Source organism: Streptomyces pacificus, assembly GCF_011766325.1.
Lineage (GTDB): Bacteria > Actinomycetota > Actinomycetes > Streptomycetales > Streptomycetaceae > Streptomyces > Streptomyces pacificus.
The window spans coordinates 45,846-64,307 of sequence record NZ_BLLG01000007.1 but is presented as its reverse complement, the minus strand read 5'-3'; the positions used below and the strand labels follow the sequence as shown (position 1 = coordinate 64,307).

Annotated in this window: 20 protein-coding genes; 7 read left to right on the top strand and 13 right to left on the bottom strand. The window is 71.0% G+C overall.

What is annotated here, in order from left to right; genetic code table 11:
- Positions 1-199: 199 nt before the first annotated feature.
- Positions 200-556 carry a hypothetical protein gene (locus tag SCWH03_RS29035; RefSeq protein WP_173264588.1) on the bottom strand — a complete coding sequence of 119 codons (357 nt, stop codon included), beginning with the start codon at positions 554-556 and terminating at the stop codon, positions 200-202.
- A 257-nt stretch (positions 557-813) separates the two neighbouring features.
- Positions 814-1,575, bottom strand: coding sequence for a phosphoglyceromutase (locus SCWH03_RS14145; protein WP_173264587.1), 762 nt, complete (start codon positions 1,573-1,575; stop codon positions 814-816).
- A gap of 134 nt (positions 1,576-1,709) precedes the next feature.
- Here SCWH03_RS14145 and SCWH03_RS14140 point away from each other — a divergent pair, with 134 nt between their 5' ends.
- Entirely contained in the window at positions 1,710-3,104 is a 1,395-nt protein-coding gene (locus SCWH03_RS14140) for an MDR family MFS transporter (protein ID WP_254076755.1), read from the top strand.
- A 386-nt stretch (positions 3,105-3,490) separates the two neighbouring features.
- Here SCWH03_RS14140 and SCWH03_RS14135 read toward each other — a convergent pair whose 3' ends face one another.
- Both SCWH03_RS14135 and mshA read right to left on the bottom strand, forming a co-directional pair.
- Positions 3,491-3,982, bottom strand: a complete 492-nt coding sequence (locus SCWH03_RS14135; protein WP_173264586.1) for a type III secretion system chaperone family protein — start codon at positions 3,980-3,982, stop codon at positions 3,491-3,493.
- On the bottom strand, positions 3,975-5,318 hold the full coding sequence (gene mshA, locus SCWH03_RS14130; RefSeq protein ID WP_173264585.1) for a D-inositol-3-phosphate glycosyltransferase: 1,344 nt from the start codon (positions 5,316-5,318) through the stop codon (positions 3,975-3,977). Before mshA ends, SCWH03_RS14135 begins: the two co-directional genes overlap by 8 nt.
- Before the next feature lie 242 nt (positions 5,319-5,560).
- Here mshA and SCWH03_RS14125 point away from each other — a divergent pair, with 242 nt between their 5' ends.
- The 3 genes from SCWH03_RS14125 (at position 5,561) to SCWH03_RS14115 (ending at position 9,818) form a co-directional block, all read left to right on the top strand.
- Positions 5,561-6,403 carry a class I SAM-dependent methyltransferase gene (locus SCWH03_RS14125; RefSeq protein ID WP_173264584.1) on the top strand — a complete coding sequence of 281 codons (843 nt, stop codon included), beginning with the start codon at positions 5,561-5,563 and terminating at the stop codon, positions 6,401-6,403.
- Positions 6,404-7,063: 660 nt separating this feature from the next.
- Positions 7,064-8,104, top strand: a complete 1,041-nt coding sequence (locus tag SCWH03_RS14120) for a C40 family peptidase (protein ID WP_173264739.1) — start codon at positions 7,064-7,066, stop codon at positions 8,102-8,104.
- Positions 8,105-8,348: 244 nt separating this feature from the next.
- Complete coding sequence (locus tag SCWH03_RS14115) at positions 8,349-9,818, top strand: PP2C family protein-serine/threonine phosphatase (protein ID WP_173264583.1); 1,470 nt, start codon at positions 8,349-8,351, stop codon at positions 9,816-9,818.
- Between the two features lie 156 nt (positions 9,819-9,974).
- Here the strand turns inward: SCWH03_RS14115 and SCWH03_RS14110 are convergent, their stop codons facing one another.
- The 9 genes from SCWH03_RS14110 to SCWH03_RS14070 form a co-directional block, all read right to left on the bottom strand.
- Positions 9,975-10,307, bottom strand: coding sequence for a DUF2516 family protein (locus SCWH03_RS14110; RefSeq protein ID WP_173264582.1), 333 nt, complete (start codon positions 10,305-10,307; stop codon positions 9,975-9,977).
- Positions 10,308-10,464: 157 nt separating this feature from the next.
- The gene (locus SCWH03_RS14105; RefSeq protein ID WP_173264581.1) at positions 10,465-11,211 is read right to left on the bottom strand and encodes a hypothetical protein; all 747 of its coding nucleotides are present in this window, start codon (positions 11,209-11,211) and stop codon (positions 10,465-10,467) included.
- 34 nt (positions 11,212-11,245) lie between these two features.
- The gene (locus SCWH03_RS14100) at positions 11,246-11,680 is read right to left on the bottom strand and encodes a helix-turn-helix domain-containing protein (protein WP_173264580.1); all 435 of its coding nucleotides are present in this window, start codon (positions 11,678-11,680) and stop codon (positions 11,246-11,248) included.
- A 195-nt stretch (positions 11,681-11,875) separates the two neighbouring features.
- On the bottom strand, positions 11,876-12,013 hold the full coding sequence (locus SCWH03_RS14095) for a hypothetical protein (RefSeq protein ID WP_173264532.1): 138 nt from the start codon (positions 12,011-12,013) through the stop codon (positions 11,876-11,878).
- Between the two features lie 14 nt (positions 12,014-12,027).
- Positions 12,028-12,447 (bottom strand): PIN domain-containing protein, encoded by a 420-nt coding sequence (locus tag SCWH03_RS14090; protein ID WP_173264579.1) that lies wholly within the window; start codon positions 12,445-12,447, stop codon positions 12,028-12,030.
- Positions 12,444-12,665: a type II toxin-antitoxin system VapB family antitoxin gene (locus SCWH03_RS14085; RefSeq protein WP_173264578.1), complete on the bottom strand. Its 222-nt coding sequence runs from the start codon at positions 12,663-12,665 to the stop codon at positions 12,444-12,446. The genes SCWH03_RS14090 and SCWH03_RS14085 overlap by 4 nt, the downstream gene beginning before the upstream one ends.
- Positions 12,666-12,913: 248 nt before the next feature.
- A complete protein-coding gene (locus SCWH03_RS14080; RefSeq protein WP_173264577.1) occupies positions 12,914-13,762 on the bottom strand; it encodes a putative RNA methyltransferase in 849 nt (282 codons plus the stop codon).
- Positions 13,763-14,014: 252 nt separating this feature from the next.
- Positions 14,015-14,608 (bottom strand): hypothetical protein, encoded by a 594-nt coding sequence (locus tag SCWH03_RS14075; RefSeq protein ID WP_173264576.1) that lies wholly within the window; start codon positions 14,606-14,608, stop codon positions 14,015-14,017.
- A 449-nt stretch (positions 14,609-15,057) separates the two neighbouring features.
- Positions 15,058-15,798, bottom strand: a complete 741-nt coding sequence (locus SCWH03_RS14070; protein ID WP_173264575.1) for a helix-turn-helix domain-containing protein — start codon at positions 15,796-15,798, stop codon at positions 15,058-15,060.
- 220 nt (positions 15,799-16,018) lie between these two features.
- On the opposite strand from SCWH03_RS14070, the gene SCWH03_RS14065 reads away from it, so the two are divergent.
- Genes SCWH03_RS14065 through SCWH03_RS14055 form a run of 3 tightly spaced genes read left to right on the top strand, consistent with a single transcriptional unit; the run spans position 16,019 to position 18,446 of the window.
- The gene (locus SCWH03_RS14065) at positions 16,019-16,687 is read left to right on the top strand and encodes a DUF4097 family beta strand repeat-containing protein (protein ID WP_173264574.1); all 669 of its coding nucleotides are present in this window, start codon (positions 16,019-16,021) and stop codon (positions 16,685-16,687) included.
- A 29-nt stretch (positions 16,688-16,716) separates the two neighbouring features.
- Positions 16,717-17,673 (top strand): ATP-binding cassette domain-containing protein, encoded by a 957-nt coding sequence (locus SCWH03_RS14060; RefSeq protein WP_173264573.1) that lies wholly within the window; start codon positions 16,717-16,719, stop codon positions 17,671-17,673.
- Positions 17,670-18,446 (top strand): ABC transporter permease, encoded by a 777-nt coding sequence (locus tag SCWH03_RS14055; RefSeq protein WP_173264572.1) that lies wholly within the window; start codon positions 17,670-17,672, stop codon positions 18,444-18,446. Before SCWH03_RS14060 ends, SCWH03_RS14055 begins: the two co-directional genes overlap by 4 nt.
- Positions 18,447-18,462: the final 16 nt, after the last annotated feature.

The following is an 18,462-nucleotide window of genomic DNA, read 5'->3' as shown; positions in this document are numbered from 1 at the left end:
TGAAACCGCGACCGGCCCGACGTGCCTCTGCTGCTCCGGTCGTACCCGGATCCGCAGTGCGGCCTCCACGTTGTCCGGTGTGATCATCGCCAGGCGCACCGTCATGCAGGCACGCCGGCACCGAACACCCCCGCCGCGGCGGCGCTTCCTGCGGCGCTGCTCGCGCTCGCTACCCCGCCCGCCTGCCCTGCGACGGCGGTCACCAGGCGTGGAAGCTCCTGTAGGAGCCGTCGTGGTGGTACCGATCGCCTGAGTACCCCCCGCCTTCGTACCCGTCGTGGTAGTAACGGTTGTCGTAGTACCCGTTGTCGTAGTACCCGTTGTCGTAGTACCCGTTGTCGTAGTACCCGTTGTCGTAGTACCCGTTGTCGTAGTACCGATCGTGGTGCCGGTAGTCGCGGTGGTTGTCGTAGTGACCGCAGCCCCCGCCCCTCCAATCGGAACAGCCACGGTCAGCTGTGACCTGGCTCGCGGCGTACGACCCTGTCGCCGGCATCACACCGAGTGCGAGCCCCGCGACCCCTGCCGACAAGGCGGCTACGATCCTGCGACGCATTCCCCTGCACCTCCGACCATGGAGAACTCATCGGACATTAAGGGCATTTCCAGGGTGCTCCCGCTACGGGGACCTGTCAAAGAGAGCGGATGTCCGCCCCGCAGGGCCCGGCATCCGCTACCCGTGTGCGCCTTCCGGGTGGGTGTCCGACCGACGCGCCGCATCACCCGAGTCCGACGGCCCGGGGACGCCCCGGGCACAGCAGCAGGCCCCCTACCGGCGAGAAGATCGCAGACAGGGGGCCCGGGGAGGGAAGACTACTTCTTCCTGCCCTGGTTCCTGACCGCTTCGATCGCCGCCGCGGCGGCCTCCGGGTCGAGGTAGGTGCCGCCAGGGTTGACCGGCTTGAAGTCGGCGTCCAGGTCGTAGGCGAGCGGGATGCCCGTGGGGATGTTCAGGGCCGCGATGTCTGCGTCGGAGACGCCGTCCAGGTGCTTGACCAGGGCACGCAGGCTGTTTCCGTGGGCGGCGACGAGGACCGTGCGACCGGTCAGCAGGTCGGGGACGACGGCGTCGTACCAGTACGGCAGCATCCGGGCGCCGACGTCCTTGAGGCACTCCGTGCGCGGGCGCAGCTCCGGGGGAATCGCCGCGTAGCGGGCGTCGTGCGCCTGGGAGAACTCGTTGTCGTCGTCGATCGGCGGCGGCGGCACGTCGTAGGAGCGCCGCCACAGCATGAACTGCTCCTGGCCGAACTCCGCGAGCGTCTGGGCCTTGTCCTTGCCCTGCAGGGCGCCGTAGTGGCGCTCGTTCAGGCGCCAGGAGCGGTGTACCGGGATCCAGTGGCGGTCCGCGGCCTCCAGCGCGAGCTGGGCGGTGCGGATGGCTCGCTTCTGGAGCGAGGTGTGCACCACGTCGGGGAGCAGACCGGCGTCCTCGAGCAGTTCGCCGCCCCGGACGGCCTCTTTCTCGCCCTTCTCGGTGAGGTTGACGTCCACCCACCCGGTGAACAGGTTCTTCGCGTTCCACTCGCTCTCGCCGTGGCGGAGGAGGATCAGCTTGTACGTCGCGTCGGCCATACGGCCGAGCCTAATCGACGCCCCGCGCGGCGGCTGACGGACGTCCGCCGACAATTCGCTGGCCGTCCGGGGAGACCTAACTGTAAGTTGCCACTCAACAAGGTGCCACTTACATAATCCCGGGGGATGCCCGTATGTCCGTAGTCGCGCTCAAACGGGCCGCCAAGGAGAGCGTCTCGGGTCTGCCCCGGGCGTTCTGGTGGTTGTGGACCAGCACACTGGTCAACCGGCTCGGCGCCTTCGTCGCCACCTACACGGCCCTGTACCTCACGCTGGAGCGCGGCTACTCGGCGTCGTACGCCGGACTCGTGGCAGCCCTGCACGGGCTCGGCGGTGTCGTGTCGTCGCTTGGCGCGGGTGTCATGGCCGACCGGCTGGGACGACGGCCGACGCTGCTGATCGCCCAGACCTCGACAGCCGGCTCCGTGGCCCTGCTCGGCTTCATGGAGCACCCGGTGGCGATCGCCGCCGTCGCCGGTCTGGTCGGGATGACGAGCAACGCCTCACGTCCGGCCGTACAGGCGATGATGGCCGACATCGTCCGGCCCGAGGACCGGGTGCGCGCCTTCTCGCTCAACTACTGGGCCATCAACCTCGGGTTCGCGATCTCCTCCGCGTGCGCCGGGCTCGTCGCCGAGTACAGCTATCTCGCCGGCTTCCTCGGCGAGGCCGTGCTCACCCTCGTCTGCGCGGTCGTCGTCTTCGCCAAACTGCCGGAGTCCCGGCCGTCGCGCGTCACCACGGGCGGCACGGCCGAGCCGGAGATCGGCCTCGGCACCGTGCTGCGCGACGGGCGGTACATGGGCGTCGTCGGGCTGTCCTTCCTGCTCGCCCTGATCTTCATGCAGAGTTCGGTCGCCCTGCCGGTCGCCATGGGCATGGACGGCTGGTCACCCTCGGACTACGGCCTCGTCATCGCCCTGAACGGCGTGCTCATCGTCGCCCTCCAGATCCCGGTCACCCGTCTGATAGAGCACCGTGATCCGCAGCGCCTGCTCGTCGTCTCCGCCCTGCTCGCCGGATACGGCTTCGGGCTGACCGCGTTCGCCGGCTCGCTGGGGGTCTACGCCCTGACGGTCGTCGTCTGGACACTGGCCGAGATCGTCAACTCCCCCACCCAGATGGGCCTGGTGGTCAGGCTGTCGCCGGTGCACGGCCGCGGCCGCTACCAGGGTGTCCACACCCTCTCCTGGTCGGCTGCCGCACTGCTCGCCCCGCTGATGGCCGGATATGTGATCGACCACTTCGGCGCCGCCTGGCTGTGGGCGTCCTGCGCGCTCATCGGGACCGTGGCGGCGCTCGGCTACTGGCTCCTCATGCGCGGGCTGCCGGCCGGCCCGGCGGAACCCGGACAGCACGGCCCCGCCGGGGTCCCGGCCCAGCGTACCGAACCAGCACCAGCACCAGCACCAGCACCAGCCGAGCTTGTACCGGCCGGGCCCGTGCCTGCGGGCTCGCCGACGGCGGACCCCCACGGGGGAGGGACGAGCACGGCCGGGAGCGGCACCGGGGCGGACCCGGAGGCATGATCGAGGCCGGGACCGGCGGCAGGACCGGAAGACCTGGCCGCATCCGGAACCGGGACGGGAGGCGGGACAGAAGCTGGTACGGGAGTTGGGATGCGAACCGGGACGGGAGTTGGGACGGGAACCGGAACCGGGAGGGGCCCGCGGCCGTCGCTGCCGACGGGCAGAAGCACCCGACCCACGCGACGGCTCGCCGCCGCCGGTCGGCTCGGGGACATCCGGTCGGTGCGGGGGCATCCGATCGACGCGGAGTGCCGGGCCTGACCGGGGGCGAGGGACCGGCCGCGGTCGGCAGGTCCCGGTCCGGCGACGCCGGGCGGCCGGTTCGGACGCCCGCTCGGCCGGAGGGGCGAGGGGACGGACGCCCGCTCGGCCGGAGGGGACGCCGGTCAGTCCGTGGCCCGCTGGGTGAGATGCGTGAACGCGTCAAGGTTCCGGGTGGATTCGCCGCGCGCGACCCGCCAGGCGTACTCCTTGCGGATGGCGGCGGCGAACCCGAGCTCCAGCAGGGAGTTGAACGCGCCGTCCGCGGCCTCCAGCACCGTCCCGAGCAGCCGGTCGAGCTCCTCGGGACCGACCGCCGACAGCGGCAACCGGCCGACGAGGTAGACGTCGCCGAGCCTATCGACCGCGTAGCTCACGCCGTACAACTTGAGGTTGCGTTCCAGCAGCCAGCGGTGGACACGGTCGTCGTTCTCGTCGGGGTGGCGGATGACGAAGGCGTTGACGGACAGCGTGTGCCGGCCGACGCGCAGGGAGCAGGTCGTGGCGAGCTTGCGCGTGCCGGGGAGGGTGACGACGTAGGCACCCGGTTCCGGGCACTCCCACTCCAGCTCCGCGCCCCTGAGATATGTCTCGATGATCTGCCGCGGATCAGCCATGGTGGGAGCGTACGCGACGGCGGTACTCGTGTATGGCGGCCGTGTAGACCTCCGCGGTGGCCGAGGCCGACATGTCCCAGCCGAAGCGGCGGGCGTGCGCGGCGGCCGCCCCGCCCATCCGGGCCGCGAGGTGAGGGGCGTCGACGAAGCGGCGCAGTGCGCGGGCGTAGTCCGCGGGGTCGTGGCCGGTCACCAGGAAGCCGGTCCGGCCGTCCTGCACGGCCACCGGCAGCCCGCCGACCGATGCTGCGACGACGGGCGTGCCGGCCGCCTGCGCCTCTATGGCGACCAGCCCGAACGACTCGCTGTGCGAGGGCATGACCAGCACCGAAGCCGCACGGAACCAGTCCGCGAGCCGGTCCTGCGCGACCGGCGGCCGGAACTGTACGACATCGGCGATGCCCAGACCGGCCGCCAGTTTCTGCAGGCCCTCCGGCTTGGACAGTCCGCTGCCGCTCGGGCCGCCCACGATCGGCACCACCATCCGGGACCGCAGCGAAGGGTCCTCGTCCAGTAGCAGTGCGACGGCCCTCAGCAGCACGTCGGGAGCCTTCAGTGGCTGGATGCGCCCGGCGAACAGCGGGATCACGGCGTCCCCCGGCAGCCCCAGACGGGCGCGTGCGGCCGATCGGCCGTCGGCGACGCGGAAGCGGTCGAGGTTCACACCGGGGTGGACGACGGCGACCTTCGCGGGACGGGCGCCGTAATGGCGGACCAGCTCACCTGCCTCCTCGGCGGTGTTGGCGATCAGCCGGTCGGCGGCCTCGACGATCTGAGTCTCGCCGATCACCCGGGCCGCGGGCTCCGGAGTGTCCCCGTCGGCGAGTGCGGCGTTCTTGACCTTGGCCATGGTGTGCATGGCGTGCACCAGGGGGACTCCCCAGCGCTCGGCGGCCAGCCATCCGACATGACCGGACAGCCAGTAGTGGGAGTGGACGAGGTCGTAGTGGCCGGGCCGGTGACCGGCCCAGGCCCGCATCACCCCGTGGGTGAAGGCGCACAGCTGCGCCGCCAGGTCCTCCTTGGCCAGTCCCTCGTACGGACCGGCGTCCACGTGCCGGACCAGCACGCCCGGCGCCAGCTCGACCGCGGGCGGCAGTCCGCCGGCCGTGGCGCGGGTGAAGATCTCGACCTCCACACCGATGGCCGCGAGCCGCCGGGCCAGCTCCACGATGTAGACGTTCATCCCGCCCGCGTCGCCGGTGCCCGGCTGGTGCAGGGGCGAGGTGTGCACGCTGAGCATGGCCACCCGGCGCGGTCTGCGGTGGTGGCCGGGAAACCGCAGCCGGGGCGGCGCCGCCAGGGTGCCGGCGAGCCTGGACACGTACTGGCTCACGGGGGACAGTCCTCTCGGCTCTCGTGCACGGGCATGGCGAACAAGGGGCGATCACAAGCCTCCGGAGCCGGTCAACAGTGGAATCGACTCTTTCATTTCCGCTCGCCCTTCCCTTTGCCCAATCGTTGCCAAGTGCGGGTCGGCGGGAGACGGCGACCGGGCACGGGCGGGCGGGCGCTCGTCGCCGGCACCCCCGCGGAGCCGGCACCTGCGCCGTTTCCCACCGGTCTACCCTCGTGTCCATGTCCCCGCGCTCCGTCACGCCCCCGACCCGCCCCGTGGGCACGGTGACGCGCGGCACCACCCATCCGAACCGGCTGCGTCGCATGGACCGCTGGATCGCCGCCGTACACGGCCCGACGCTGCGCCGTTCGGCAGCCGCGCCCGTCGCTGTCGACCTCGGATACGGGGCCGCTCCCTGGACCGCCGTGGAACTGCTGGAGAGGTTGCGGGCCGCCGAACCGCGCACCCGGGTCGTGGGCGTCGAGATCGAGCCGGCCCGCGTGGAGGCCGCCCGTGCATATGCGCGGGACGGGCTCAGCTTCGTCCACGGCGGCTTCGAGGTCCCACTGCCGGAACCCGTCCGCCCGCTGGTCATCAGGGCGGCCAACGTACTCCGCCAGTACGACGAGGAAGAGGTCGCCGAGGTCTGGCGCCGACTGCGCGAGCGGCTCGCGCCCGGTGGTCTGCTGGTCGAGGGGACCTGCGACGAGATCGGGCGCCGGCACGTGTGGGTGGCGCTCGGCCCGGAGGGACCGAGGACCGTCACCTTCGCCACGCGCCTCGGCTCGCTGGACCGCCCCTCAGATCTCGCCGAACGCCTGCCCAAGGCACTCATCCACCGCAATGTGCCGGGCCAACCGGTCCACGCGTTCCTACGGGACTTCGACCGGGCGTGGGCGGCCGCGGCCCCCTACACCTCGCTGGGCGTGCGGCAGCGCTGGATCAGGGCGGTACGCCTGCTCGCCGCGGACTGGCCGCTGGCCGACGCCCATACGGACGGGCGGCGAAGGTGGCGGCAGGGCGAGGTGACCGTCAAGTGGTCGGCGCTGGCACCCGGTTCGCCCGACGGGGGCCGCTGCTGACAGGCCGCAGGGCGGCGCGCGAAACCGGGTGCGGCAGTGCGTGCGGAGTGCGCGGTGCGGCGTGCGAAACGGGGCAGGGGGCGTGCAGCGCGGGGCATACGGCACTCCGGGTGCGGTGGGTGCGGTCGGTGCGGTCGGTGCGGTCGGTGTGCAGGGGCGAGCGACGGGGAGGGGACGGGGAAAGGGGGGAACGACAGCCACCGGGGGACGGCCGGTGTGGGGCAGCGGCCGCGCAGACCCGGGGAGCGCGGCCTCCGGCGAGCGGTGAGCGGGGGCGAAGGAGGCGGCCAGGGCGGAGGGCGCACACTCCGGCGCGGAAGCGGAGGCATGAGCCTCTGCACCCCGGCGGGGGAGGCGAATCGGGAACGCGAGCCGGCGTCCGTTCGTCGGAAGTGCGGTGATCGGCGATCGGCAACCGGGAACGGCAGCCGGCAGTCAGAAGTCCGTCATCGGTGCTCGGCGGCTGGTCCATCCGTAGGAACGGGTGAGTGTGGAGGGTGACGGACCGGAGCGCGGACGGGTGACAGAAGTGACCGGGGTGGACTTGCTCTGTCGCTTTGGCTCACGCCATGGCACCATCACGTCGCAAGCCATACGTTACTGACGGTAAATCATATGTACATGGCCAAGAATCGCCTGGCGTTGTCCGGAGGGGGACTTGTGAACCGACGCCGCCGTGCCGCCGCCCTCATGGTGGTGGGCGCCGTGACGCTGCTGGCCGCCCCTGGCCAGGCCCTTGCCGTACCCCAGCCGCCCGAACCGCCCCGAAAGAGCCTCGAAGAGGTACGCGAGGAACTCGACGAGCTCTACCGCAGGGCCGCTTCGGCCACGGATGCCTACAACCTGGCGGAGGATCAGGCCGAACGGCAGTCGGCGCAGATCGTGAGGCTGGCCAAGGAGATCGCCCAGGGGCGGGCCAGGATCGACGACCTCAGGGACCGGGCCGGCGCGACGGCGCGGGCCCAGTACCGGGGCGGTGGCCTGCCGCCGGAGGCTCAGCTGATCCTCACCGACGACCCGCACCTCTTCCTCGACGCCGCCGGACGCATCAAGGCAGGCGGCAAGGCGACCAGGGACCTTCTCGGCGAACTGAACCGGACACAGGCCGATTTGGAGACCTATAGCAGGGAGGCCGGCGCTCAGTGGGAGCTGCTGGAGGAGAACCGGGTCGAGAAGGAGAAGCACAAGAAGGAGATCAACGAGCAGATCGCCGCGGCGAGGAGGATAGAGGCCCAGCTCCAAGAGGAGGAGCTGGCGCGGCTGCGGAAGCTGGAGCAGGAGGCCGCGGACGAGGCCCAGACGGCCTGGCTGGGCTCCGGCGTCCTCGAGGAGATCAACGGCCGTGCCAGCGAGCGGGGCAAGGACGCGGTCGCGTTCGCGACCGCGCAGATCGGCAAGCCCTATGTATGGGGGGCCGAGGGGCCGGGCTCCTATGACTGCTCCGGACTGACCTCGCAGGCCTGGGCGGCGGCCGGACGCGGTATTCCGCGCACCTCGCAGGAGCAGTGGCGGCTGCTGCCCCGCATCGCCGTCAAGGACATGCGGCCGGGCGACTTGATCATCTACCACTCGGACGCCAGCCACGTGGGGATGTACGTGGGCGACGGCGCGATCATCCACGCGCCCCGCCCCGGGCGGAACGTGACACTGGCGGGCGCGGGCTCAATGGCGATCCTCGGGGTCGTCCGCCCGGACAAGTGAGGGAAAACACACCGAAAGGCATGCAGTGAGCCGGGTCACACGAAAGGGCGTGACCCGGCTCACCTGCGACGGGTGACCTTCGTCATCACCCGGACGGCAACTGCGCCCCGAGGTACGGCATATGCCATTACTCTTCCCCGGAACGCCATTCCCCCGCACCCCCCGCTACCGCTATGGTCCCCGTCGGGTGGGACGTCGTTCGACGACCCGCCGCGCCCTCGGGGGGAGGGAAGGAAGCACACCGATGCCCGTACCCGTTCCGCGCCAGCGGGCCGGCTCAGCAGTCGCCACAGGTGCCGTCACCACAGGTCCCGTCGCCACAGGGCTGGACCCCACAGGTCCCGTCGCCACAGGTCCCGTCGCCACAGGGCTGGACCCCACAGGTCCCGTCGCCACGGGGCCGCACCCCACGGGCCCTGTCGCCGTCGAGCCGACGCCGGAGTCCGCCGCCCGCCCCGTGCCGGGGCCCGCCGCCTATCCCGAACCGGGGCCTGCCGCCCCCGCCTCGGAGCCCCTGGGGGGCGATCTCACACTCCTCGTCGTCGAGGACGACCCGACGGGCACCTTCACCGTCCCCGAGCTGCTCGGGGCCGCCGGTACCCGGGTCCGTATCCGAACCGCCCGCAACCTCACCGAGGCCGAGCGGCTCCTCACCGACGACATCCACTGCATCCTCGTGGACCTCGCGCTGCCCGGCTCCGCCCGCGAGCGCGCGCAAGGCGACGACCTGGCCGTGCTGCGGCATGTTCTGCGCATCGCGCCGAAGCACGCCGTGCTGGCACTCGCCGCCGACGCCGACTCCGACTCCGAGCGCGCCGCCGAGGCCGTCCGGGTCGGGGCTCAGGACTTCCTGCACCGCGACGAGCTGGACGGGAGGGTCCTCAGCCGGGCCATCCGCTACGCGGTGGAACGCAAGCGCGCCGACAGCGCGCAGGTGAAGCTGGCCGAGTCCCGTCTGCGGGCTCAGGAGAACGCCCGGCTCGAACGGGGACTCCTGCCCACTCCCCTGCTGCAGGGCAGCGATCTGCGGTTCGCCGCCCGCTACCGCCCAGGGCGCTCCCGCGCCCTGCTCGGCGGTGACTTCTACGACACGGTCCGCACCCCGGACGGCACGGTCCACGCGATGATCGGCGATGTCTGCGGGCACGGCCCGGACGAGGCCGCTCTCGGCGTGGAGCTGCGCATCGCCTGGCGTGCGCTGACGTTCGCCGGGATGTGCGGGGACGAGTTGCTCTCCACGCTCCAGCAGGTGCTGGAGCACGAACGCGAGAGCGACGAGATCTTCGCGACCCTCTGCACGGTCGACATCGCCCCGGACGGCCGACGCGCGGGCCTGTGCCTGGCCGGCCACCCGTCGCCGCTCGTCGTCCGCCGGGGGCGGCCCGCACAGCTGCTCCCGTACGAGAGCGGCGGCCCGGCCCTGGGCCTGCTGCCGAGCGCCCGCTGGCCGCGCCGGCAGGTGGAGCTGGGTGCCGCGTGGAGCCTGATGATGTACACGGACGGTCTGATCGAGGGCCGGATCGCACCTGGCGGCGACCGGCTGGGCCAGGACGGCATGGTCGACATGGTCAACCGCCAGCTGACGGCCGGGCTCGGCGGCGAGGCGCTGCTGGAGGCGGCGGTGGCGGAAGTGCGCGAGATGAACGGCGGCGATCTCACCGACGACGTGGCGGTGCTGCTGCTGGACCGCGATCGGGCGCACCCGGGCGGCTGAGGGCCCGCCGCAGCCGGTCTGCGGTGTGTGCCCGATGCGCTGCGCGCCACAGCCGGCGGCGCGTGCGACGGGTAAGGAGCGCATGACATGAGAGGGGGCGCGGGGCGCATGGCCTGCGCGCGCCCCGCGGCGGCACAACCGTCAGCCGTCGGAGCCCTACCGCCCGCCGTTGTACGGCCCGTAGGGCCCGTCACTGCTGGAACCGCCCCGCCGACCGCCGCCGGACACCTGCTGGAGCGCGGGGCGGACGTCGACCAGGAAGACGATCGTCGCGATCAGCCCGGCGATCTGCAGGAACAGCATCGGAATGATCAGGTTCACGGCGACCGTGACGCCGAGCAGGATCAGCCAGAACGTCTTCGACTGCTTGCCTGCCGCCCGGTAGGCGTCCTCACGGGCGAGGGCGGCGAAACCCAGCGCGACCACCGCGAGGACGAGCATGGCCAGGTTGAGCAGCCAGAGAATCGTGCCGAATCCCTCGAGCAACATGGTGTGCACCGCCTAGTGGGTTGAAACGCGTCCCGACCACGGTACGGCCGGGACAAGGCCAACGTACCCGCAGAACGGGCCGGGAACCCGAAAGGTGCCCGGCCCGTGGGGGATGCGCCCCGGCCGCGGCCGCCCGGCCGCTCACGGGGCGTCACCGCTACTTGCCGGCCCCCGGGCCGGTGGCCTTCTTCGCCACGGGCTTGCGGGGCGCGGGCTTGCGGGCGGCCGGCGGCGCCGGCTTCCTGTCCTCGCCCCCCGCCGCGGGCTTCGGCGTGGCCGGGCTCTTCGCCGCACCGTTCGCAGCCTTCGCCCCCTTCGCCCCAGCCCCAGCCCCAGTCCCAGGCTTCGGCGCGGTGGGGCTCTTCGCCGCACCGTTCGCAGCCTTCGACGCCGGCGCCCCGGCCCCTGCCCCGGGCCTGGGCGCGGACTTCGGCGCGGACTTCGGCTGCGCCTTGGGCTCCACGGCCACGGCGATCTCGGCGATCTCCTCCGCGGCCTCGCCGCGCCACGTCTTCACGGCCTGCTCGCCGTGCTCGGCCACCTTCTCGTAGGTCTCCCGGGCCCGTACCGCGTACTCCGCCGCCATGCCCACACTCCGCAGCGCCAGATCCTGCGCGTTCTCACCGAGCTTCTTCAGATCGGTGTCCAGGCTCCCGAGCACCTCGGTCACCCTGGCCTGCACGGTGGCCTGGGCTTCCCGGGCCTGCGCCGCCATCTTCGCCTGCACGGCCTTCGGGTCGGTCTCGCGCACGGCCTCGATGCGGGCCGGCGCCTCGGCACGCAGCTGCTCGATCAGCGTGGGCACCTTCTTCGCCTGCTGCACCGCGAGGTCGGCCGTGCCGGCCGCGAAGTAGAGGGGCGTCGGGTCGGTGAGGGTCTTGCGCAGGTCATCGGTGATGGCCATGACTGTGGTCCTCCCGGATCGGGGATTCGTCTGTTCAGACGTCGGGTGATGAGGGTTTGTCGGCACCACTTCCTGCGGCCGTGCGGGGGCCGTCCTCAGTGGTGTCCTTATCCGTATCGGCGTCGAAGCCGTTCTCCTTGCGGAACGACTCGTAGATCTGCAGCAGCACCTGCTTCTGCTTCTCGTTGATCGAGGGATCGGCCAGGATGACGGCCCGCGTCTCCAGCTCGTCCCGCTCGCGCTCGTCGAGGATCCCGGCCCGTACATACAGCGTCTCGGCGGAGATCCGCAGCGCCTTGGCGACCTGCTGCAGCACCTCGGCGCTCGGCTTGCGCAGCCCGCGCTCGATCTGACTCAGGTACGGGTTGGACACGCCGGCGGCGTCGGCGAGCTGCCGCAGCGACAGCTGCGCGCTGCGCCGCTGCTCGCGGAGGTAGTCACCGAGGCTGCCGACGTTGAGAGATGCCATGCCGTCGATGGTGCGCCACCGACGCTAACAATTGCAAGCACTCGCTTGCAAAAGTGTGCTCCATCACCCGGGCGGCGGAATGCGCAGACGCAGTCCCTGTCCGTTCCCTGTGTTTGTGCGGACTCCCGCGGGATCTGCTCGGTGACGTGATCGGGTCCCGGTCGACCTGCGCAGCGAGGTCTCTCTCAGGTTTTCCTACAGGCGCCGCGCGACGAAGACGAACTCCGTGCCTGGCCTGTCAGCAGCGTCGTCCACGTCTTCCAGGACGTACCCCGCTGTCGGCTGGGCCGGGTGCGTGATGAAGGCGGGGCTCCGGTGTACTCGTGTGTCCACGACGGCCGAGGATGCTAGAGGCCTGGAGCGTTGCGCACATTCCGCTCGCCGACGTCGGGCAGGAAGCGGGCCACGGTGACGAAATCAGCGTCGTCGTGCAGTACAACCAGTCCATGATGCACAGCGGTCGCGCAGATCATCAGGTCGAGCGGCCCGGCCGCACCGAGCGCCCCCTTCTCCGCGAGCGCGTACTGGGCTGTTTCAATCCAGTCCCACAACCTCTTCGGGAGAGGTACGTCGGGGTACAGATCCATGAACATTTCCCCCATGGCCTCGTACTCCACGGAGTTACGCGCTGAGCGCCGGAACTCGGCCCGCTGGGGAGCGCACGAACCGATGGCCCGGAGGGTGCTGGTCTCCAGCCACGCGTCCCTCAGCTGCTCCTCGCGCAGGAGGCGCCACAGACCCGAGGAGTCAAGCAGGTAGTGGATCACGCGCCACCCTGCTTGTCCTCGACGCGGCGCTGCAGCCAGCCCTCGTAGTCCCACTGCTGGGCGGCCTGGAAGTGCTTGGCTACGAGAGCGGCCCGCTCATGGCGTTCGGCGTACTCGCGAAGGGCGGCATTGACCACGTCCTTCTTGGTGCCACCACCGGCGACACGCATGGCCTTCTCCAGCGCATCGTCATCAAGGTCGATCGTCGTCACGCTCATACTGGACTCCTCTATTCAAGGACAATATTCAGTATATGTATCCGCGGGGTGCACGTCTGTCACCGGCGCATTCCGCCCCCAGACCTCCTGTCGTGGTTCGCTGAACGCCGACAGACGAGGTCGCGGCTTCGCCCCGGGCGGGCTGCATACCTTCATTCGGACGCCCCACCCTCCCAGAGTTGCCGAAAAGGGTGGGGCGCCAAGCGCTCAATGGTTCATCGGTCAGTAGGCGTGTCCGCCTCTCCTGGTCACCGAGGCTGGTAGGAGGTGGCCAGGACGGAGACGGTGACCTGGCCGGGTAGGGGACCGTGATCGCTCAGGTCCGCGGGGGTCAGGTGGCGTGCGCTCGGTGTCATCCCCACCAGGTCGATGGCTTCTTGCCTGGTCAGGGGTGCGGTGTATTCGACCTGCTGGGTACCGGCGGCCTGGAAGTAGGGGCCCAATGCCTGGTGCAGGCGCTGTTCCTTGTCCGGGTCGATCGTGACCATCGCGGGGACCTGCCCCCGTAGCTCAGCCAGGTGCCGCTCGACGGGGCGCACCACGATCAACCGGCCGGTCGGACGGAGCACTCGGTGGAACTCGGCCGGGTTGCGCGGGGCGAACACGTCCAGCATCACATCGACCGTCTGGTCGACCAAGGGGAACGGGCGGAAGACGTCCCAGCTCGCTGCAGCGGCTCGCGGATGGGCTCGGGCCGCCGAACGCAGGGCGCGTACTGACGCGTCCAGCCCCAGGCCACGGGCGCCGGGCAGTTGATCGAGCACGCCGGCCAGGTAGTAGCCGGTGCCGCATCCGATGTCCACGACCGTGCCTTGACCAGGCAGGACGTCGGCTGTCATACGGGTCAGGGTCCGGCGAATAGGCGCGTACCTGCCGGTGGACAAGAACTGGTTTCGGGCCTGGACCATGGCTGCGTCGTCACCGCTGGTGGCGCGGGCGCCCGTCAGGAGGCTGACGTAACCCTGACGGGCGATGTCGAAGGTGTGGCCCGACGGGCAGCGCAGTGAGCCGCGGTCGGATCGGAGACTGGCGCGGCACAGCGGGCAGCGCAGCGAGTCGAGGAACGGTTCGAGGGCAGGGGGAAGCAACGCAGGCACAAGGCACTCCTGGCAGCGGTGGAGGAAAGGGACCGTGCCTGTACGCGCTCTCAGAGGCCTCCGTCGCAAGAAGAACAAGGCCCGGCATCCCGCCGCCTCGGTGCGGGCGGCGCAAGGAAGATGGATCACGTGGCAGGCACGCCGAGGAGGGCGACGCCCTACGGCATCGCCCTCAATACCTCGTGATCACAGAGCCTGGGTGTGCTGGGTCCACATGTCCACACCTTACGAGGCTCGCCGAAGGCAGCTCACTCAGTCGTCCACGCGGGGTTCGGGCCTGGTCCAGAGCGTGAGGTCGCTGCTGGTGGCGACCGCCAGGGTTCGGCCGGAAGGAGAGAATCCGGCTGCACGAAGTTCTGAGGATGCGGAGTGGAAGACGTGCCACCAGGTCCCTCCGGCCGGTCCTCGGTGGGACCCGCCGTCGGTGGAGAGGATGATGCGGTCGTGGGGCCATTCGGGGCTGACGACGTCCAGAGTCCAGCCGTCCGGTGTGGTGCTGTGCAGGCCGCCGCCGAAGAGACCGGCGACACGCACCGGGACGCCCGCGATCGGGCCGAGCCCGGGGCAGGCGAGATCCGGGTGGGCGTCGGGGGTGCTCGTTTCCGGGGCAGGGTCCCGATCGCGGGCGATCTTCTCGCCGGTGACCGCGTCGAAGAGCCCGTGCCCGTCGCCGGACACGACCATGACGAGGTCATGGCCGCTGTCGGGATGGGCGGCGAATCCGATGCCGAGCAGACCCCCCACGGGGGTCCCGCGGTCCAGCACCGGCCGCCACGGCTCCGGGGCCGGCATGAGGGTGGCGGCGATGTAGCGCTCACGCAGCTTCTGCTGGTACGCCGTGATCAATCGGTCTCCTCGGTACGGTCCGCGCCGAGGGTCTCTCGCGCCGCGGCCCGCGCCCTCTCGGATTCTCGGATTCTCGGATTCTCGGCGGGTGATCCCGCCGGCTCCTTCCGCTTCGCGCCAGCCGTGCAGGGGGCCTTCCGCGAGGACGCCGCACTGCCGATCATAGGCGGCCATGGCCGCGAGGCCGCCGCGGTCGCGGATCCCGACGACCCGACGGCCTCCGCGAGCGAGGCCGCGGTCACGGGCCCGCGCCCGGGTCCTCGCAGGCCCACGTGCCGCGTGCGCCCGGTGTCCTCCCCGCCGGGCCGGACGGCCTCCCCCGGACGCCGTCCGGCCCACCCCGCCGGGGTCGTGTCCGCCCACGAGACGCGCGCCCCTTCCGAGGGCTTCGGAGCTGCCCTGCCCGGGAGCCGTCGAGCAGCCGACGGCGGCGGTCCCAACCGTTCCGGTCAGGTACGGGCGGTGTCGTCCGACGCCGGTTCGGGTCGCGCATGGAGGACCTCGCGGGCCTGCTCCGCGGCGCGGGCGATGCTCTCGGCCACGAAGTCGACGAAGCGGGCGACGTTCTCCAGGCGGACTGCGGCCGGGGTGCCGGGACCGAGGACGGCGACACCCTGGCGTGCGGCCTTTGCGAGCTGGAAGTTGGAGCGGGCGGCGGCGAACATCGACTGGTACCAGACGTCGTCGTCGACGGCGTAGCGCTCGCGGCGGCGCTCGTCGCGTTCCCGGCGGATGAGCTCCTGGCTCTCGAGGAATGCGACCGCCTTGGAGACGGACGCCGGGCTGACCTGGAGGCGCTGGACGAGTTCGGACGCCGTGAGGCTGCCCGCGTCGGTGGTGAAGAGGCAGGTCAGCACCCGGGCCATCATCTTGGGCAGGCCCTGTTGCATAAGGAGCGTGGTGAACTCCTCCTCGTACTCGCGCACCGCTTCGGCGTCGCGCCCGTGCGCCTGCGGGGGTGCCTCCGCCCCCCGGGGCGCGGTCGGTCGGCGCTTGCGGGCGCGGCGTTCGGTGGCGCGGTGGGCCAGATCGGCGCGGTAGGCGGTGGGACCGCCGTTGCGCATCACCTCACGCGTGATCGTCGAGGTCGGCCGGTCGAGGCGTCTGGCGATCTCCGCATAGGCGAGGCCGTCGGCGAGCCCTGTCGCGATCTGCTGGCGTTCCGGCTGGGTCAGCCTGCCTCCCGGCATCGTCGCCCTCCTTCGTGGTCCGTGGCGCCTTCAGCATAGCGTTCATTTTCCATCTAGTGCAACGCGCCAAGGATCTCCATTGCATTAAATTCACCTGCATTGCAACGATTAAACGGGCTTGAACTGCGATAACAAGGATCATGCGCAACGTTATGATTGCCAACCTTTCGAACGCAACGTAGCGTTTCGCTTGAACGAAAGAACGAGCCGAGGAGCACCCATGCAGAAGTTCGCCACCCCCACCCCCATCACGACCGTCCTGAACATCCCCGCCGGCCACATACGCTTCATCGCCACCGACCGGACCGACACCACCGTCGAAGTCCTACCCGCCGACCCCGCCAAGAGCCGCGACGTCAAGGCCCTCGGGAGGATCGCGGTCGGATACGGCGAAGGCGTCCTGCGCATCGAGGCCCCTGAGGCGGCCAACCGGACCCTCGGCCACTTCGGATCCGTCGAGGTCACCGTCCAACTGCCCGCCGGCTCCCGGATCGAGGCGAAGACCGCCGCCGCCGAGTTCCGCGGCGTCGGGCGCTTCGGTGACGTCTCCTTCGAGGGCGGCTACCGCTCGGTCAAGCTCGACGAGGCCTCCGGCGCCCGCCTCACCGCCCACCACGGCGACATCACCGTCGGCCGCCTGGGCGGCCCCGCTGAGGTCACCACCCAGAAAGGCGACATCCGGATCACCGAGGCCGTGCGCGGCGCCGCGACGCTGCGCACCCGGCACGGTGACATCACGGTCGGTGCCGCCCGCGGCGTATCCGCCTGTCTGGACGCGGGCACCGGCTACGGCCGCATCCGCAACTCCCTCGCGAACGCCGGCGGCACACCCGCTCTGACCATCCGCGCCACCACCGGCCACGGCGACATCACCGCCCGCAGCCTCTGACCACGGGCACCCCGGGAGGAACACCCCTCATGAGTACTTCGGCCATCGCGGCGAACGGGCTCCGCAAGTCATACGGCGACCAGGTCGTGCTCGACGGCATCGACCTGGCCGTCCCGGAAGGAACGGTCTTCTCCCTGCTCGGGCCCAACGGCGCCGGCAAGACCACCGCCGTGAAGATCCTCTCCACGCTGACCTCCGCCGACGCCGGCGATATCCGCATCGGCGGCCACGACCCGGCCGCCGACCCCCGGGCGGTGCGGGCCGCGATCGGGGTGACCGGGCAGTTCTCCGCCGTAGACGGCCTGATCACCGGCGAGGAGAACATGCGGCTGATGGCGGACCTGCACCACTTGTCCCGGCGGGAGGGACGGCGGGTGGCCGCCGAACTCCTCGAACGCTTCGGCCTCGTCGAGGCCGCGAAGAAACCCGCCGCCGGCTACTCCGGCGGCATGAGGCGCCGCCTCGACATCGCCATGACCCTCGTCGGCAACCCCCGGATCATCTTCCTCGACGAACCGACCACCGGCCTCGACCCCCGCTCCCGCCACAGCATGTGGGGGGTCATCCGCGAGCTCGTCGCCGGCGGCGTCACCGTCTTCCTCACCACCCAGTACCTCGAGGAGGCCGACCAGCTCGCCGACCGTATCGCCGTCCTCGACAACGGCACGATCGCCGCCGAGGGCAGTGCCGAGGAACTCAAGCGGCTCGTCCCCGGCGGACACGTACGGCTCCGCTTCACCGACCCGAACACCTACCGTTCCGCCGCCACCGCACTGCCCGGCGCCACCCGGGACGACGAGGCGCTGACGCTGCAGATCCCCGGCGACGGCACCCAGCGCGAGCTCCACTCCCTCCTCGGCGCACTCCACTCGGCCGGCGTCGAAGCCGACGAACTGACCGTGCACACCCCCGACCTCGACGACGTCTTCTTCGCCCTCACCGAGGGCGGCACCATCCCCGGCCGGCCCGAGGAGGCCCTGCGATGAACAACCTCCCCCTCGCCCTCCGCGACTCGTCGACGCTGCTGCGCCGCAACCTCCTGCACGCCAGGCGCTACCCCTCCCTCACTCTCAACCTGCTGCTCACCCCGGTCATGCTGCTACTGCTCTTCGTCTACATCTTCGGCGACGCGATGAGCGGCGGCACGGGCCGCACGGCCTACATCGCCTACATCGTGCCCGGCATCCTGCTGATGACCGTCGGCTCCACCACGATCGGCGCCGCCGTGTCCGTCTCCACCGACATGAGCGAAGGCATCACCGCCCGCTTCCGCACCATGGCCATCCACCGAGGCTCCATCCTCATCGGTCACGTCGTCGGCAGCGTGCTCCGGTCGGTCCTGAGCGTGGTCCTGGTCGGCGCCGTCGCCGTGGCCATCGGCTTCCGCTCCGCCGACGCCACCGTCCTGGAATGGCTCGCGTCGTGCGGACTGGTCGCGCTGTTCGCGCTGGCGCTCACCTGGATCGCGGTCGGCATGGGCCTGGTCAGCCCGAACGCCGAGGCGGCCAGCAACAACGCCATGCCGCTCATCCTGCTGCCGCTGCTCTCCAGCGCCTTCGTCCCGCTGGACTCCATGCCGGGCTGGTTCCAACCGATCGCCCGGTACCAGCCGTTCACCCCCGGCATCGAGACCCTGCGCGGGCTCCTCCTGGGCACCGAGATCGGCCACAACGGATGGATCGCCATCGCCTGGTGCGTCGGCCTGACGGCGCTCGGCTACTTCTGGTCGACGTCCACGTTCGACCGGGACACCAGTTGACTTCTCCCCCTCGTAA

Coding starts and splice junctions, on each gene's coding strand:
- SCWH03_RS29035 (WP_173264588.1), bottom strand. CDS start 556: ATGCGTCGCAGGATCGTAGCCGCCTTGTCGGCAGGGGTCGCGGGGCTC.
- SCWH03_RS14145 (WP_173264587.1), bottom strand. CDS start 1,575: ATGGCCGACGCGACGTACAAGCTGATCCTCCTCCGCCACGGCGAGAGC.
- SCWH03_RS14140 (WP_254076755.1), top strand. CDS start 1,710: ATGTCCGTAGTCGCGCTCAAACGGGCCGCCAAGGAGAGCGTCTCGGGT.
- SCWH03_RS14135 (WP_173264586.1), bottom strand. CDS start 3,982: ATGGCTGATCCGCGGCAGATCATCGAGACATATCTCAGGGGCGCGGAG.
- SCWH03_RS14125 (WP_173264584.1), top strand. CDS start 5,561: ATGTCCCCGCGCTCCGTCACGCCCCCGACCCGCCCCGTGGGCACGGTG.
- SCWH03_RS14115 (WP_173264583.1), top strand. CDS start 8,349: ATGCCCGTACCCGTTCCGCGCCAGCGGGCCGGCTCAGCAGTCGCCACA.
- SCWH03_RS14110 (WP_173264582.1), bottom strand. CDS start 10,307: ATGTTGCTCGAGGGATTCGGCACGATTCTCTGGCTGCTCAACCTGGCC.
- SCWH03_RS14105 (WP_173264581.1), bottom strand. CDS start 11,211: ATGGCCATCACCGATGACCTGCGCAAGACCCTCACCGACCCGACGCCC.
- SCWH03_RS14100 (WP_173264580.1), bottom strand. CDS start 11,680: ATGGCATCTCTCAACGTCGGCAGCCTCGGTGACTACCTCCGCGAGCAG.
- SCWH03_RS14085 (WP_173264578.1), bottom strand. CDS start 12,665: ATGAGCGTGACGACGATCGACCTTGATGACGATGCGCTGGAGAAGGCC.
- SCWH03_RS14070 (WP_173264575.1), bottom strand. CDS start 15,798: ATGCCGGGAGGCAGGCTGACCCAGCCGGAACGCCAGCAGATCGCGACA.
- SCWH03_RS14065 (WP_173264574.1), top strand. CDS start 16,019: ATGCAGAAGTTCGCCACCCCCACCCCCATCACGACCGTCCTGAACATC.
- SCWH03_RS14060 (WP_173264573.1), top strand. CDS start 16,717: ATGAGTACTTCGGCCATCGCGGCGAACGGGCTCCGCAAGTCATACGGC.
- SCWH03_RS14055 (WP_173264572.1), top strand. CDS start 17,670: ATGAACAACCTCCCCCTCGCCCTCCGCGACTCGTCGACGCTGCTGCGC.